General features: G+C 63.0%; 12 protein-coding genes and 1 pseudogene. 6 read left to right on the top strand and 7 right to left on the bottom strand.

The features are described 5' to 3' along the window. The first annotated feature begins 45 nt into the window (after positions 1-45). Positions 46-1,047, top strand: a complete 1,002-nt coding sequence (locus LMTR13_RS02070; RefSeq protein WP_065726474.1) for an NADP-dependent oxidoreductase — start codon at positions 46-48, stop codon at positions 1,045-1,047. Positions 1,048-1,213: 166 nt separating this feature from the next. Here the strand turns inward: LMTR13_RS02070 and LMTR13_RS02065 are convergent, their stop codons facing one another. Together LMTR13_RS02065 and LMTR13_RS02060 are read right to left on the bottom strand one after the other, a co-directional pair. Next, positions 1,214-4,387 (bottom strand): efflux RND transporter permease subunit, encoded by a 3,174-nt coding sequence (locus LMTR13_RS02065; protein WP_065726473.1) that lies wholly within the window; start codon positions 4,385-4,387, stop codon positions 1,214-1,216. A gap of 9 nt (positions 4,388-4,396) precedes the next feature. Then, positions 4,397-5,503, bottom strand: a complete 1,107-nt coding sequence (locus LMTR13_RS02060; protein ID WP_236843261.1) for an efflux RND transporter periplasmic adaptor subunit — start codon at positions 5,501-5,503, stop codon at positions 4,397-4,399. A 299-nt stretch (positions 5,504-5,802) separates the two neighbouring features. On the opposite strand from LMTR13_RS02060, the gene LMTR13_RS02055 reads away from it, so the two are divergent. Continuing rightward, complete coding sequence (locus LMTR13_RS02055; protein ID WP_065732339.1) at positions 5,803-6,336, top strand: hypothetical protein; 534 nt, start codon at positions 5,803-5,805, stop codon at positions 6,334-6,336. 40 nt (positions 6,337-6,376) lie between these two features. On the opposite strand, the gene LMTR13_RS02050 is transcribed toward LMTR13_RS02055, so the two are convergent. Next, on the bottom strand, positions 6,377-6,736 hold the full coding sequence (locus LMTR13_RS02050; RefSeq protein ID WP_065732338.1) for a hypothetical protein: 360 nt from the start codon (positions 6,734-6,736) through the stop codon (positions 6,377-6,379). A gap of 235 nt (positions 6,737-6,971) precedes the next feature. On the opposite strand from LMTR13_RS02050, the pseudogene LMTR13_RS02045 reads away from it, so the two are divergent. The 3 genes and pseudogenes from LMTR13_RS02045 to LMTR13_RS02035 all read left to right on the top strand — a co-directional run bounded on the left by LMTR13_RS02045 (position 6,972) and on the right by LMTR13_RS02035 (position 10,143). After that, positions 6,972-7,180, top strand: a pseudogene (locus LMTR13_RS02045) (hypothetical protein). Positions 7,181-7,396: 216 nt separating this feature from the next. Next, the gene (locus LMTR13_RS02040) at positions 7,397-8,536 is read left to right on the top strand and encodes an FAD-dependent monooxygenase (RefSeq protein WP_065726471.1); all 1,140 of its coding nucleotides are present in this window, start codon (positions 7,397-7,399) and stop codon (positions 8,534-8,536) included. Beyond that, a complete protein-coding gene (locus LMTR13_RS02035; RefSeq protein ID WP_065726470.1) occupies positions 8,533-10,143 on the top strand; it encodes a benzoate-CoA ligase family protein in 1,611 nt (536 codons plus the stop codon). The genes LMTR13_RS02040 and LMTR13_RS02035 overlap by 4 nt, the downstream gene beginning before the upstream one ends. Positions 10,144-10,321: 178 nt before the next feature. Here LMTR13_RS02035 and LMTR13_RS02030 read toward each other — a convergent pair whose 3' ends face one another. Both LMTR13_RS02030 and maiA read right to left on the bottom strand, forming a co-directional pair. After that, a complete protein-coding gene (locus LMTR13_RS02030; RefSeq protein ID WP_065726469.1) occupies positions 10,322-10,831 on the bottom strand; it encodes a MarR family winged helix-turn-helix transcriptional regulator in 510 nt (169 codons plus the stop codon). Continuing rightward, entirely contained in the window at positions 10,821-11,453 is a 633-nt protein-coding gene (gene maiA, locus LMTR13_RS02025) for a maleylacetoacetate isomerase (protein WP_065726468.1), read from the bottom strand. The genes LMTR13_RS02030 and maiA overlap by 11 nt, the downstream gene beginning before the upstream one ends. Before the next feature lie 107 nt (positions 11,454-11,560). Between maiA and gtdA the strand changes: the two genes are divergently transcribed. After that, positions 11,561-12,601 carry a gentisate 1,2-dioxygenase gene (gene gtdA, locus LMTR13_RS02020; RefSeq protein WP_065726467.1) on the top strand — a complete coding sequence of 347 codons (1,041 nt, stop codon included), beginning with the start codon at positions 11,561-11,563 and terminating at the stop codon, positions 12,599-12,601. A gap of 132 nt (positions 12,602-12,733) precedes the next feature. On the opposite strand, the gene LMTR13_RS02015 is transcribed toward gtdA, so the two are convergent. Further along, complete coding sequence (locus LMTR13_RS02015; protein ID WP_065726466.1) at positions 12,734-13,558, bottom strand: ABC transporter permease; 825 nt, start codon at positions 13,556-13,558, stop codon at positions 12,734-12,736. Continuing rightward, positions 13,551-14,324 carry an ABC transporter ATP-binding protein gene (locus LMTR13_RS02010; RefSeq protein WP_065726465.1) on the bottom strand — a complete coding sequence of 258 codons (774 nt, stop codon included), beginning with the start codon at positions 14,322-14,324 and terminating at the stop codon, positions 13,551-13,553. Before LMTR13_RS02010 ends, LMTR13_RS02015 begins: the two co-directional genes overlap by 8 nt. Positions 14,325-14,404 lie beyond the last annotated feature (80 nt).

Raw genomic sequence — 14,404 nt, 5'->3', positions numbered from 1 at the left:
ATATCCGAAGAGCGCCAGAATGCGACACCGAGGGGAGAGAACGTCATGAGCGACACCGTCAACCGTCAGATTCTGCTGATCGAGAAACCGACCGGCAAGCTGGGACTTGAGCACTTCAAGATGGTCAACGGGAGCATTCCCGAGCCGAAGGATGGCGAGGCGCTGGTGCGGACGCGCTATATCTCGCTGGATGCCGCTAACCGCGCGTGGATGCACGGCGCCACCTATCGCGCCGCCGTCGAAGCCAACACGGTGATGGCCGGCGGCAGCATCGCGGAGGTCATCGCCTCGAAGGCTCCAAGCCTCGCGCCAGGCGATCTCGTGTTCGGCGACACCGGTTGGCAGGACTATGCAGCCGTGCCGGCAAAGCATCTGAACAAGATGCCGAAGATGGAGCCCATGACGCATCTGCTCAGCGTCTATGGCATTGCCGGCCTCACCGCCTATTTCGGTCTGTTGCATGTCGGCAGGCCGAAGGAAGGTGAAACCGTCGTCGTGTCGGCTGCCGCCGGCTCCGTCGGATCGATCGTCGGGCAGATCGCCAAGATCAAGGGTTGCAACGTCATCGGGATCGCCGGCGGCAAGGAGAAATGCAAGTGGCTGACTTCCGAGCTCGGCTTCGACGCCGCCGTCGATTACAAGGACGGCGCCACCTTCAAGGCGCTGCGCGCCGCTGCACCGAAGGGCATCGACGTGTACTTCGACAATGTCGGCGGCGAAATCCTCGAAGCCTGCCTTGCGCTGATGAACAACCGCGGCCGCATCGCCTGCTGCGGCGCGATCTCGCAATATGACGGCGTGCCGTCGGCCCACGGCCCGCGCGGCGTGCCCGGTCTGCTCGTGGTGAAGCGCCTCGTCATGCAGGGCTTCATCGTGATGGATTTCATGGACCAGAGCGCCACAGCGCTCGCCGACCTGCAGTCCTGGGTCGCATCAGGCAAATTGAAGGTGCAGGAGGACGTGATCGAGGGAATCGAGAACACGCCGAAGGCATTGATCGGTTTGCTCGCCGGCGAGAACCGCGGCAAGCGGATGGTGAGGGTGTAGGCCTGGTTCTATCAACTGTCGTCCCTGCGAACGCAGGGACCCATAACCACAGGCTTTCATGGTTATGCTTTCATGGTTATAGCGAGCTGGAGTTCCAGCTCGTCGCCAAACCACATGCGGTGATGATGGGTCCCGGCTCGCGCTTCGCTTGGCCGGGACGACGTCGCTAGTGCCCCGCACCCGTCGTTTGTGGCGCCGCCTGCACGCCGCCCGCCTTCTTCGCCTTCCGCTCCTTCAGCCAGTTCTCGAACCGCTGGATCACGACGAAGAACGTCGGCACGAACAGCACCGCCAGGCACGTTGACGCCAGCATGCCCGAAAACACGGTGATGCCGATCGACCTCCGCGCATTAGCTCCTGCGCCGGTGGCGAGCACCAGCGGCACGACGCCGAGGATGAACGCGAACGACGTCATCAGGATCGGACGGAAGCGGGCGCGCGCTGCCTCGACGGCGGATTCCAACAAGGGCTTGCGGTTGCGCACGTGGAGTTCGAGCGCCACCTCGACGATCAGGATCGCGTTCTTGGCCGACAGCGCGATCAAGAGGATGATCCCGATCTGGGTATAGAGGTTGTTCTCGATTCTTAGCCCGCTCAGAACCAGCATCGGCCCGAGCAGTGACAGCGGTACCGCGAGAATGACCGAGGCCGGCGCGTACCAGCTCTCATATTGCCCGGCCAGAACGAGATACACTAAGAGCAGTGCCAGGCCGAATGCCCAGTAAATCTGCCCGCCGACGACCTTCTCCTGATACGACATCGCAGTCCACTCGAAGCCGGTGCCCGCCGGCAGCGTCTTGGCGGCGATCTCCTCCATCAGATTCATCGACTGGCCGGAGCTGTAACCCGTGGCCGGCAGCCCGATGACGGTTGCCGATGGATAGAGATTGTACAGGCTGATCAACGACGGTCCGACCGCCGGCGTGATCTTCGCCACCGCGCCGAGCGGGATCATGTCGCCCTGGCTGTTGCGCACCGTCAGCCTTTCGATGTCGCGCGGCGTCAGCCGGAATTGCGCATCGCCCTGCGTGTAGACCTGGAAGGTGCGGCCGAACTTGTTGAACTGGTTGACGTAGCTCGACCCCATGTAGGACGACAATGTCGAGAACACCTGGTCGGTCGTGACATGCATGGTCTGGGCCTTGACCCGGTCCACCTCGACGTCGAACTGCGGCACCATCGAGCGGAAAGGCGAACTGACCCGCTGCAGCGCGCTCTGCGTCGACGCATTGGAAACGACGGCCCCGGTAATCGCTTGCAGCTTGCTGAAATCGGAATTGCCGTCGCGGAGCTGCACCTGCATCGCAAAGCCGGCGGCATTGCCGATGCCCTGGATCGGCGGCGGCGGCACCACCAGGATCCGCGCCTCCTCGATGACGGACAGCTTCTCGTTCAGGCCGACGAACAGCGATCGCAGGTCCTCGCCTTCGCCGCGCGCGCTCCACTCCTTCAGGATCAGATAGGCCACGCCCGCATTGGCGAGGCTGGAGGAATTGTCGAGCGCGGAAATGCCGGCGATGGTGATCACCTGCTCGACGCCCGCGGTCTTTCCACTGATGTCGCTGACCCGCGTTAGCACGCGCTGGGTTCGATCCAGCGACGCGCCGTCGGGCAGTTGCACGGCCACCAGCAGATAGCCCTGGTCCTCGATCGGGATAAAGCCGGTCGGCACCCGCGACAGGCCGTAACCACCGATTGCGATCAGGATCAACGCGCAGATGACAGATATGTTGCTGTGCGCGACCAGCCGGCCGATCAGCCGGCCATACCAGGCATCGAGCCGGTTATAGACCCTATTGAAGCCGCGATAGAAAAAGTTGCGCTGCTCCGGGGGCGCCGGCCGGCGTAGCCACAACGCGCACTGCGTCGGCTTCAGCGTCGCCGCATTAATGGCGCTGAGCAGCGCGGTGGCGGCAATGACCAGCGCGAACTGCGCGTACATCCGCCCGGTCAGTCCCGGCAGGAACGCAGAGGGCAAGAATACCGAGATCAGCACCAGCGTAATGCCGATGATCGGCGCAAACAGCGCGTCCATCGCGCTGATCGCGGCGTCATGGCCGGACATTCCCTTCTCGATATTATGGGCCGCGCCTTCGACCACGACGATGGCGTCGTCGACCACGATGCCGATCGCCAGTACGATCGCAAACAGCGTCGAGATGTTGACCGTGAAACCGAGCGCCGCCATCGCCGCGAACGCACCGATGATGGTCACCGGCACCGTCGTCGCCGGCACCAGCATGGCGCGCCAGTCCTGCAGGAAGATCAGGATCACGATCAGCACGAGCAAGCCGGCCTCGACCAGCGTCTTGTAGACCTCATTGATCGATTCGGAGACGAACTTGGTGGTGTCGAACGGCGTGTCGTACTTGATGTCCTGCGGAAATCCCTTCGCCAACTCCGCCATTTTTCTCTGAACCGCCTGCTCGACTTCGAGCGCGTTGGCGCCCGGCGACTGGAACACGCCGATGCCGGTGGCCGGCTTGTTGTTGAGCGAGAACATCTGGCTGTAGGTCTGGGCGCCCAGCTCCACCCAGCCGACGTCACGCACACGGGTGACATCGCCGCTGTTGCCGGTCTTGACGATCACGTTCTCGAACTCGCTGGTGTCGTCGAGCCGCCCGCTGACGTTCAGCGTGTACTGGAAAGCCTGCCCTGCAGGCGCCGGTGGCGCGCCGACCTGGCCCGCGGTGACCTGCTGGCTCTGTTGCTGGATCGCCGAAATCACGTCCTGCGGCATCAGGTTGCGCGCCTGCAGCTTGTTCGGATCGAGCCAGACCCGCATCGAATACTGGCCGGCGCCGAACACGGTGACGTTGCCGACGCCGGGCAGGCGCGAGAGCTCGTCGCGAATGTTGATCGTGGCGAAATTGCTCAGGAACAGACTGTCGTAGGTCGCTTTCGGCGACGTCAACGTCACGAACAGCAGGATCGCCGTCGACCTCTTCTGCACAGTGACGCCCTGGTTCTGCACCGATTGCGGCAGTTGCGACAGCGCGCTCGACACCCGGTTCTGCACCAGCACCTGCGCGAAGTTGAGATCGGTGCCGATCTTGAAAGTCACCGTCAGCGAATAGGAGCCGTCGGCGCCGCTGTAGGACTGCATGTAGAGCATATCCTCGACGCCATTGACCTGCTGCTCGATCGGCAGCGCCACCGTGTCGATCACGGTTTTGGCGCTGGCGCCGGGATAGCGGGTGGTGACCTGCACCGTGGGCGGCACGACATCCGGGTATTGCGCGACCGCAAGCCGGAACAGGCTGACGCCGCCGATCAGGATCATCAGGATCGCGATGACGTTGGAAAGAACCGGCCGCTCGATGAAAAATTTTGAGATCATGGCCGGCTCCTACCTGGCCGACGCCGGCTGCGCTTCGACTATTTTCAGTTGCGGATCGACCTTCTGGCCGGGGATCGCGCGCAACAGCCCGGTGGTGATCACGCGGTCGTCGGGCTTCAGGCCTTCCTCGATAACGCGCAGCTCACCGTCCAGCGGGCCGACGCGCACCTTGCGCTGCTCGACGACATTTTCGCCGTTCACGACCAGCACGTAGCGTCCGGCCTGATCGCTGCCGAGCGCGACGTCAGGCACGAACAGCGCGTTCTGCACCTGATCCACTGGCACGCGGACCCGGACGAAGAATCCCGGCAGCAGCGCGCGGTCTGCGTTGGGCAGCACGCCACGCACCGGAAGGGTACCGGTCGACTGGTTCAGCGTCGTGGCAGCATAGTCGAGCTTGCCCTTGTGCGGAAAGCCGGTCTCGGTCTGCAATCCGACCTCGACCGGTAACTGCCTGATATCGTCAGGCGTCATGCCGCGCCGGCGGGCTTCCTCACGGATCCGCAGCACGTCCTGTTCGTTGACGTTGAAATTCACGTAGATCGGGTCGAGCGCCACGATGGTGGCGAGCTGCGTCGGCGACGACGCGCCGACCAGTTCGCCTATAGAGACGAGATGGGCGCTGACGACACCGTCGAACGGCGCGACTACATTGGTATAACCGTAATTGACCGCTGCAATCTTGGTATTGACCTGCGCCTGCAGCAGGTTGGCCTGCGCGTTGTCGCGGTTAGAAGTGGAAGTATCCAGCGTGGCCTGCGAAACGGCTTGTCGCTGGACCAATTCCTGCTGGCGCTTGAAGTCCGCCTCTGCCTGTCGCAGCGATGCCTGCGCGCCGGTTTCCGCCGCCTGCGCCTGTTCGAGCTTCAGCTTGTAGGTATCGGGCTCGATCGTGAACAGGGATGTGCCCTCCTTCACGAAGGCGCCGTCCTTGTAGTTGATCGATTGCAGAAAGCCCTGCACACGCGCGACCAGATCGACATTCTTGATCGCCGTCGTGTTGCCGGTCGCTTCCAGATAGCGCGTGAAGGGCCGCTGCACCGGCACCGCGACTTCGACCTTCGGCGGCGGAGGCGGAACAAAAGTATTTTGTTCGCAGGCACTTAAGATAGCCATCGCCGCGATTGCGAAAGCTGCACGGCAGGCAGCGGCGCCTCTCTGTGCGGCGGTGCCGTATGATCCCGAGCGTGCCGGCGAACGCAAAGCCTTCATTTTAGTGCCCCAATAGGTTCTGTTCTGGAAAAGGCTTTATTCAGAAATCGGCTTTCCGCCATCCCATGAAAATAGCAACAATCCGCTTGCAGCGGAACTGGAAAGCGAAAATGATGCATCCCGATTTTTCTGCAGGCGTTTTCAAGATTTTCAGATTTCGGTTGAAGCGGCGACTTCCGGCGACAACAAAAGGATTTATTCAAATGATCAACGCGTTGATGCACGCGAGAGCGTATGGGCCGTTGCTCGCGGCCGCGATATTCACACTTGCAGCACCGGCGTTTGCGCAAGCGCCGAGCCAGGCGCAACGCGACGCGATCAAATCGCAGTGCGGCTCCGATTACATCGCGCATTGCTCCAGCGTGCCGCCGGGCGGCGAGGCGGCGCTGCAATGCCTGGAAAAGAACAAGGGGAAACTCTCTGCCGGTTGCGAGAAGGCCATCGCCGCTGCCAGCGGCGGTGGGGCAGCAGCGGCAGCGCCCGCAACAGGTGCAGCTCCGGCGGCAGGAACTGCTGCGGCCGCAGCGCCGGCAGCGGCTCCGGCCGCGATCGTGCTGCGGCCGATGCGGCCCCGTGAAGAACTGTTCGTGCTGCGCTCGGCCTGCGGCGCCGACGTCCGCACGATTTGCGGCGGCGTGCCCGCCGGCGGCGGCAGGATCGTGCAGTGCCTTGCGACCAATGCCGCGCAGCTTTCGCCGGCCTGCAAGGACGTGCTGTCCCAGTTCGCGGCACGATAGTCGCGCATCTGCGGCGGTCTTCCATATCGGAGATCGCCGGTCACTCACCGCCGCGAAAGGCGAGGATAAGCTGAATCAGCCGGACCGACAGCGCGACATAGAGGATCGTCATCAGGATTTGGTAAGCGACGTGCCAATTGAGCTTGGCGAGCTTGTAAAGGCCATCGAGGAAGTTCAGCAGCAGGAGAATAACACCGAACAACATGACGCCGCGGCCGACGAGACCATGCCGCAGATAGCCGAACAGGACGACCGCCGGCTCGTTGCTCGAGACATGGGCGCCGGCGGATACGATCAACGTTCCGATGATCATCTTCTCGACGTGAGAAAATAGTTCCTTGGAGACCGGCTCGACATGTTCGGAATAGTACGCCAGCCATTTGGCTCTGACCTGCGCCATGAGTTCTCCTTGGGTTTTCCTTGCGGCGATGAGGAGCTTCACTACAGCGGGTCCGCGATCGGGAAGCAAGAAGGCCGGCCAGCCCGACCCGCGGACACTCGTCTCGACGATCGGGCCGGCAACCGAAACGAGATCGGCACACAAAGCCGACGCGGAAGCATCCGCAGAACCTTGCGAAGAAAACTTTCAAAAGAGACTTTCAGGACGAGAGCATCAACCAGTCCGGGAGACCAACATGCGTTACTTCCTGATCATTGCGTCCGCCCTTTTGGCCTTCGGCGCCACCACGACCTTTAAGTCAACCGAAGCCAACGCCGCGGTATGCGCCAAGGGCGTCTATCGCGCCGGCTGCGCCGGAGCGCGCGGCGCGGTTGTCGTGCGCAAGCCGGCCGTGGTTTGCAGAACCGTGTGGTGAACGGTGCCAAGGTTCGCCGCTGCACCTGAGCACATCGAAGGCCTGGTCAAGCCGGAACTGCCGCAGAGCGGACAATCGTTCGCGGACAGAACCGGCGGGCCGAACCGGCCAAGGGCGCCGGTCCTGACGCGATCGGGGCCGGGGCCCAGGCCGGGCTACCTCACCATTTTTCCCTAGCGCAAACTTCCGGCAAGGATTAGTCTCCGCTCAATTAGTAAGTATACTGTCAATTGGGAGGAAAAGACGTGCGCATCGCCGTCATCGGCGGAGGCCCCGGCGGCCTCTATTTCGCCTATCTCTGGAAGCGGCGTCATCCGGACGCGCATATCGATCTGTTCGAACAGAACCCCGAAGGCGCGACCTGGGGGTTTGGCGTGGTGTTCTCGGAACAGGCGCTGGAATTTTTGCGCGCCGACGATCCTGAAACGGTGGACGCCATCACGCCGCGGATGGAGAGCTGGAAGAACATCACGCTCAATTTGCGTGGTGAGAGCGTTGAGCTCGACGGCGTCGGCTTCTCCTCGATCGGCCGGCTCGAACTACTCACCATCCTGCAGCAGCGCGTCCGAGCGGCCGGCGTGGCGGCGCGATACGGTACCACGATCCAGTCGATCGACGAACTCGGCGGATACGACCTGATCGTCGCCGCCGACGGGCTGAACTCGCTGGTGCGCCGCGGCTTCGAGAAGGAATTCGGCGCCTCGGTTTCGCACTCGACCAACAAATTCGCGTGGTACGGCACCAGCAAACGTTTTGCCACGCTGTCGCAGACCTTCGTGAAGACCGACCTGGGTTTCTTCAACGCGCATCACTACCGCTATTCACCCGCCATGAGCACGTTCCTCGTCGAATGCGACGCGGCGACCTGGCAGGCCTATGGCTTCGAGCACAAGACCATCGAAGAGTCGCAGGCGATCTGCGAGGAGATTTTTGCCGACACCCTCGACGGCCATCCGCTGGTGTCGAACAAATCGGTGTGGCGCAATTTCCCCTGGATCTGGAACGAGAACTGGTCGCACCAGAACATGGTGCTGATCGGCGACGCTCTTCATACCGCGCATTTCTCGATCGGCTCGGGCACCCGGCTCGCGATCGAAGATGCAATCGCGTTGACCAAAGCGCTGGAGGCGGAGACGGCGATTTCCGCAGGCCTCGCCCGCTACCAGGCCGAACGCAAGCCGATCGTGCAGAAGCTGGTGACGGCCGCGCGCACCAGCGCCGACTGGTACGAACACTTCCCCGAACACATGAAGCTCGACCTGATGGATTTTGCCTACAGCTACATCACCCGCTCCGGGCGGATCGCCGATGCGCGGCTGCGCTCGATGTCGCCGCAGTTCATGGCGCGCTACGAAACGGCGAAGAAGATCGGGAGCCAAGCATGACAACGATTTCAGATTTGGTCCCCCGCGACAATCCCGGCGCGCGCGAGATCGGCTTTGCGATCCCGGATCGCTATAACGCGAGCCGCATCCTGTTCGATAATCTCGCGGCCGGTCGCGGCGACCGGCTGGCGCTGACCGGGCCCGGCGGCACACGCACCTATGCCGAGCTCTGCGCCGAGGCCGCGCAATGGGGCCACGGCTTTCAGTCGCTGGGCTTGAAGCGCGGCGACCGCATCCTGATGTTCCTCGATGACACACCGGCCTATCCAGCGGCATTTTTCGGCGCGGTGCGCTCAGGCTTCGTGCCGCTGTTGATCAACACGCTGACGCCGCCGGAGCTGCTGCAGTTCTATCTCTCGGACGCCGGCGCATCGGTAGCGGTCGCGGAGGCCGAGTTTACCTCGCGGTTCAACGCCGAGGCCTGCAAGGACACGCCGTTGCAAACCCTCATTGTGGTCAATGGCGTTGCGGGCGAACACGCCGTGCCGAACACGGTCGACGCGGAAAAATGGCTGCAAGGCTTCGCCACCGATCTGACGGAAACCGACACCCATCGCGACGAGATGGCGTTCTGGATGTACTCATCCGGCTCGACCGGCCGCCCCAAAGGCATCGTGCATCTGCAGCACGACATGGCCTATAGCGAGCACGCCTTCGCGCGCCACGTGCTCAAGCTCGGGCCCGACGACATCTGCTTCTCGGTGCCGAAGATTTTCTTCGCCTACGGCTTCGGCAACGCCATCACCTTCCCGTTCTCGGTCGGCGCGGCGACGCTATTGCTGCCCGGCCAGCCAAAGCCGGCCGCGATCTTCGCAGCGATCGAAGAATACCGTCCGACCGTGTTCTACGGATTGCCGACGCTCTATACCTCGCTGACCAAGGCCGAGGGCGCAGCCGCTACCGATTTCTCATCGCTGCGGATGGCGCTGTCGGCCGCCGAAGTGCTGTCGGCGGAAGTGTTCAACGGCTGGAAGACGCTGACCGGCCTCGAAATCATCGAAGGGCTCGGCTCAACGGAAGTCCTGCACATCTATCTCTCCAACCGGCCTGACCGGAAAAAGCTTGGCGCCGCAGGCCTGCGCGTGCCCGGCTACGAAATCCTGCTCAGGGACAAGGAAGGCCGCGAAGTCGGCGATAACGAAGAGGGCATTTTGTGGGTCCGCGGCGATTCCAATACGCCGCTGTACTGGAACCGGCCGGACAAGTCCGCCGAGACCATTCGCGAGGGCGGCTGGATCTACACCGGCGACCGGTTCATGCGCGATGCCGACGGTTTTCATTTCTTCCGAGGTCGCGCCGACGACCTGGTCAAGATTTCCGGCCAATGGGTCTACCCGCTCGAGGTCGAGCTCTGCCTTGCCGAGCATCCCGACATCAGGGAATGCGCCGTGTTCGCGGCTGAACTGCCTGACCGGCGCATGACGCTGAAGGCGGTGGTGGTGATGAACAAGGGCGAGTTCGATGCCAGCGATGCAACGAAGACGCTGCAGGATTACGTCAAGGCAAAGCTATTGCCTTACAAGTATCCGCGCGAGATCAGGTTCATCGAGGAACTGCCGAAGACCGGCACCGGCAAAATCGACCGGCAGGCGTTGATGAAGATCTAGCGCATCCGCAAGAGGTCGTCCCTGCGGAAAGCAGGGACCATAATCACGGGTGTCAGTTGTGGCCTTACGGTGTAGCCCCAGCCTGCCTAATTCTAATGTTTGTGGTTATGGGTCCCAGCTCAAGGCCGGGACGACAGCGAAGCTTTTTGGCGCTGCCACTCGATCCCTAACGTGCCCCTCACCCCGTCTTTCCCAGATGCTCCAGCGCATCTTCGGCACGCAACGGCACGCGCGAGGCTTCGTTGTTGAGATCGACGAGTTGCGTCAGCAATGCCAGCAGCGTCTTGCGGTCCGCCGGTTTCAGCGGCTGCAGCATCCTGACCTGCGCGCGCTCTACCGACGGCATGATGTCGCGCAGCACGGCCGCGCCCGATTTCGAGAGATAGAGCAGCTTGACCCGCTTGTCCTCGCGCGAGGGCTTGCGCTCGATCAACGCCTTGCTCTCCAGCCGCTCGATGACGTTGCCGAGGGTCGAGCGGTCGAACGCGATCACCGCCGACAGCCGCGTCGCGTCGATGCCCGGATGGGTGTGAATCGCGACCAGCGCCGCATATTGCACCGGCGTCAGGTCGAACGCGCTGCACTCCTCGACGAAGATCGAGACCGCGATCTGCTGCATCCGCCGGAACAGATAGCCGGGCGCGGTGTAGACCGCGTCCATCGTGATCGGTGAAGGTTTACTCGGCATCGGGCTGCCTGTCCGGCGCGGCATCAGCGAACGCCTTCATTTGCTTTGCCGCGGCTTCCGCCTCGAGCAAGCGGGGAAAGCCTGATACGTCGACGCCGAAGCGCCGCGCATTGGCAAGTTGCGGCACCAGGCAGAGATCAGCAATCGTCTGCGCGTCACCAAAACAGAACGGCCCCTTCTCGCCCTTGATCAGGGTCTCGCAGGCTGCAAGGCCTTCGCGGTTGGCCCAGGCCGCCCAGTCCGTCACCTTCTCTTCCGGCAGGCCGAGCTGGCGCAGCCGGGCCAGCACCTTCAAATTCTGCACCGGATGAATGTCGCAGGCGATCGCCAGCGCAAACGCACGCACTTTGGCACGGCGTAGCGGATCCCCTGGCAGGAGCGGCGGGTTGGGATGGGTCTCGTCCAGCCATTCGATGATGGCCAGCGACTGGGTCAGCACCGAACCATCGTTGCCCTCCAGTGTCGGCACCAGCCCCTGCGGGTTGAGCGCGAGATAGTCCGGCGCAATCTGTTCGCCCTTGCGAAGGTGATGCGGCAGGTGCTCTGCCGTGAGCCCCTTCAGATTGAGCGCTATCCTGACCCGATATGCGGCGCTGCTGCGGAAATAGCCATGCAGCTTCATCGGAACCTCCCTGATTCTTTTCTGGCCTGTTCGGGTTTACCACATTGACGCTACCGATATTGTAAGTATACTGTCAATCTACGATAAAGAATGACGGGAGGCTTGCCATGGAAGCCGTGCAGAAGACGCCGGAACGCGAGGCGTTCTACAAGAAGATCGACGGCGACAATCTCTCCGCGCTGTGGAACGTGCTGGGCGATCTCGTTACGCCGGAGCCACGCAGCGCCTGCCGGCCGCATCTCTGGAAGTTCGATTCGATCCGCGACTACATGACCGAGGCCGGCAAGCTGATCACCGCCAAGGAAGCCGAGCGGCGGGTGCTGGTGCTGGAAAATCCGGGCCTGCGCGGCCAGTCCAAAGTCACGACCTCGCTGTTTGCCGGCGTGCAGATGGTGGTCCCGGGCGACGTCGCCCCGGCCCACCGGCACAGCCAGTCGGCCCTGCGGTTTGTGCTCGAAGGCAAAGGCGCGCATACCACCGTCGACGGCGAGCGCACCGCGATGGAGCCCGGCGATTTCATTATCACGCCGTCGATGACCTGGCACGATCATTCCAACGAAACCTCCGAGCCGATGTTCTGGCTCGACGGCCTCGACATTCCGATGGTGCAGTTCTTCGATGCTTCGTTTGCTGAAGGGGCAAACGAGGACCAGCAGAAGATCTCCAAACCTGCCGGCGACAGCTTTGCGCGCTACGGCCACAATCTGCTGCCCGTCGACGAGAAGCGCAAATCCAAGACCTCGCCGATCTTCAACTATCCCTATCATTACAGCCGCGAGGCGCTGGAGCAGGCCAAGGCACGCGACGAATGGGACGCCTGCCACGGGCTGAAACTGAAATTCTCCAATCCGGAGACCGGCGATTTCGCGATGCCGACGATCGGTACCTTCATCCAGCTATTGCCGAGGGGGTTCAAGACCGCGCGCTACCGCTCGACCGACGCCACCGTGTTCGCCGCGATCGAAGGCAAGGGCCGCACCCGGATCGGCGACCAGACGTTCGAATGGGGCGCGCGCGACCTGTTCGTGGTGCCGAGTTGGCACTGGGTCACGCACGAGGCGGATACCGACTCGGTGCTGTTCAGTTTTTCGGATCGCCCGGTGCAGCAGAAGCTCGACCTGTTCCGCGAAGACCGCGGCAATGCGTGAGGGCGCTGTCCGTCCCTGCGAACGCAGGGACCCATAACCACCGGTTTTCGTTGTTACGAAAAGCGTCTGCTACGTCGTCACATTGAGAGATCACGCGGTATGGGTCCCTGCGTTCCGCAGGGACGACAGCTCTCACCGCCAGTGCAGCAACCGCGCTTCCAGCACGTTGATCGCCTTGCCCACTGCCAGCCCGAACAGCGAAAGGATCACGACGCCGGCGAGGAGCTGATCGGTCTGCATGAGATTGCCGGCCTGCAGCACGAAGGCGCCGATGCCGAACTGTGCGCCGATCATTTCCGCGCTCACCACCAAAAGCAGCGCCACCGATGCCGTGATACGGAATCCCGCAAGGATCGAGGGCAGCGCGCCCGGCCAGATCACGCGGCGGACGATGGCGTGGAACGGCACGTTGAAACTCTGCGCCATCCGGATCAGGTTGCGCGGCACCGCGTCGACGCCGCTATAGACCGAGATCGCGGTGGAGAAGAACACCCCTAACGCGATGGTCGCGATCTTCGGCTCCTCGCCGATTCCGAGCCAGAGGATCAGGAGCGGCAGCAGCGCGATCTTTGGAATCGGAAACAGCGCGGAAATAAAGGTAATGCCGACACCGCGCGCCAGCGTCGAGAGGCCGATTGCAAAACCGACGATGACGCCGGCCACGGTGCCGATCAGCCAGCCTGATCCGATGCGAACGACCGATGCCGAGACATGCTGCCAGAGCGCGCCACTGATGGCGAGCTTGTAGATCGCGACCGCAATCGCCGACGGCGCCGGCAGGAACAGCGGATTGACCCAGCCGGCGCTGCCGGCGAACTGCCACAACGCGATCACCAGCACCAGCGCGATCCAACCGGAAGCGCGGCCACCGCCCGGCATAAAACCCGCGCCGCGGAAGGCGACCGGCCGCGAAACGCTCCCGTCCTGTTGGGTATCCTGCGGCGCGCGCTCAAGCATGTTGCACCTCGCGCTCGGCGTCGATCGCCTCCTCGCGGATCAGCGACCACAACTGGTTCTGCAACGTCAGCAATTTGCCGCGGGCCTCGACGCCGCCGCGTTCAGCACGCGTCATGGGGATGGTCACGACCTCGCGGACGCGGCCGGGCCGGCGCGACAGCACCACCACGCGGTCGGCAAGTCGCACCGCCTCTTCCAGATTATGCGTGACGTAGACCGCACCCATCGCGCCGTCGGCGAGCAGGCGGACAAAATCCTCCATCAGCAATTCGCGGGTCTGCGAGTCCAGCGCCGACAGCGGCTCGTCCATCAGAAGAATCGCCGGCCGCACCGCAAGCGCACGCGCGATGCCGACGCGCTGGCGCATGCCGCCGGACAATTGCTTTGGATAGGCGCCACGAAAATCCGACAGGCCGGTGCGTCGCAACGCGTCATCGACGACGGCGCGGCGCGCGGCGGCATTGAGCGCGGTGTTGATCAACGGGAATTCGACGTTCGCTTCCACCGTGCACCACGGCAGCAGCGCAAAATCCTGGAACACGAAGGTCAGCGGATTGAGGCTATCGGCCGGCGGCGCGCCACGCAGCTCTGCCTGACCTTCACTCGGCCGCAACAGCCCGCCCAGGATCGACAGCAGCGTGCTCTTGCCGCAGCCGGAGGGCCCGACGATCGCCACCACCTCGCCGGAGGCGACGGTGAAGGATACGTCATCGAGCACGTCGAGGCCGCCGAAGCGGTGACTGATATGATCGGCGATCAGGTCCATGTGGTTCCTAGTTCGATGCCAGACCCGTCATTGCGAGGAGCGAAGCAACGAAGCAATCCATCTATCCCCGTACTGAGGCA

Origin of the sequence: Bradyrhizobium icense, assembly GCF_001693385.1 — a bacterium.
In the GTDB taxonomy this organism is placed as follows: Bacteria; Pseudomonadota; Alphaproteobacteria; order Rhizobiales; family Xanthobacteraceae; genus Bradyrhizobium; species Bradyrhizobium icense.
Note: the sequence above shows the minus strand (reverse complement) of the source record. Positions and strands in the feature narration are given on the sequence as shown.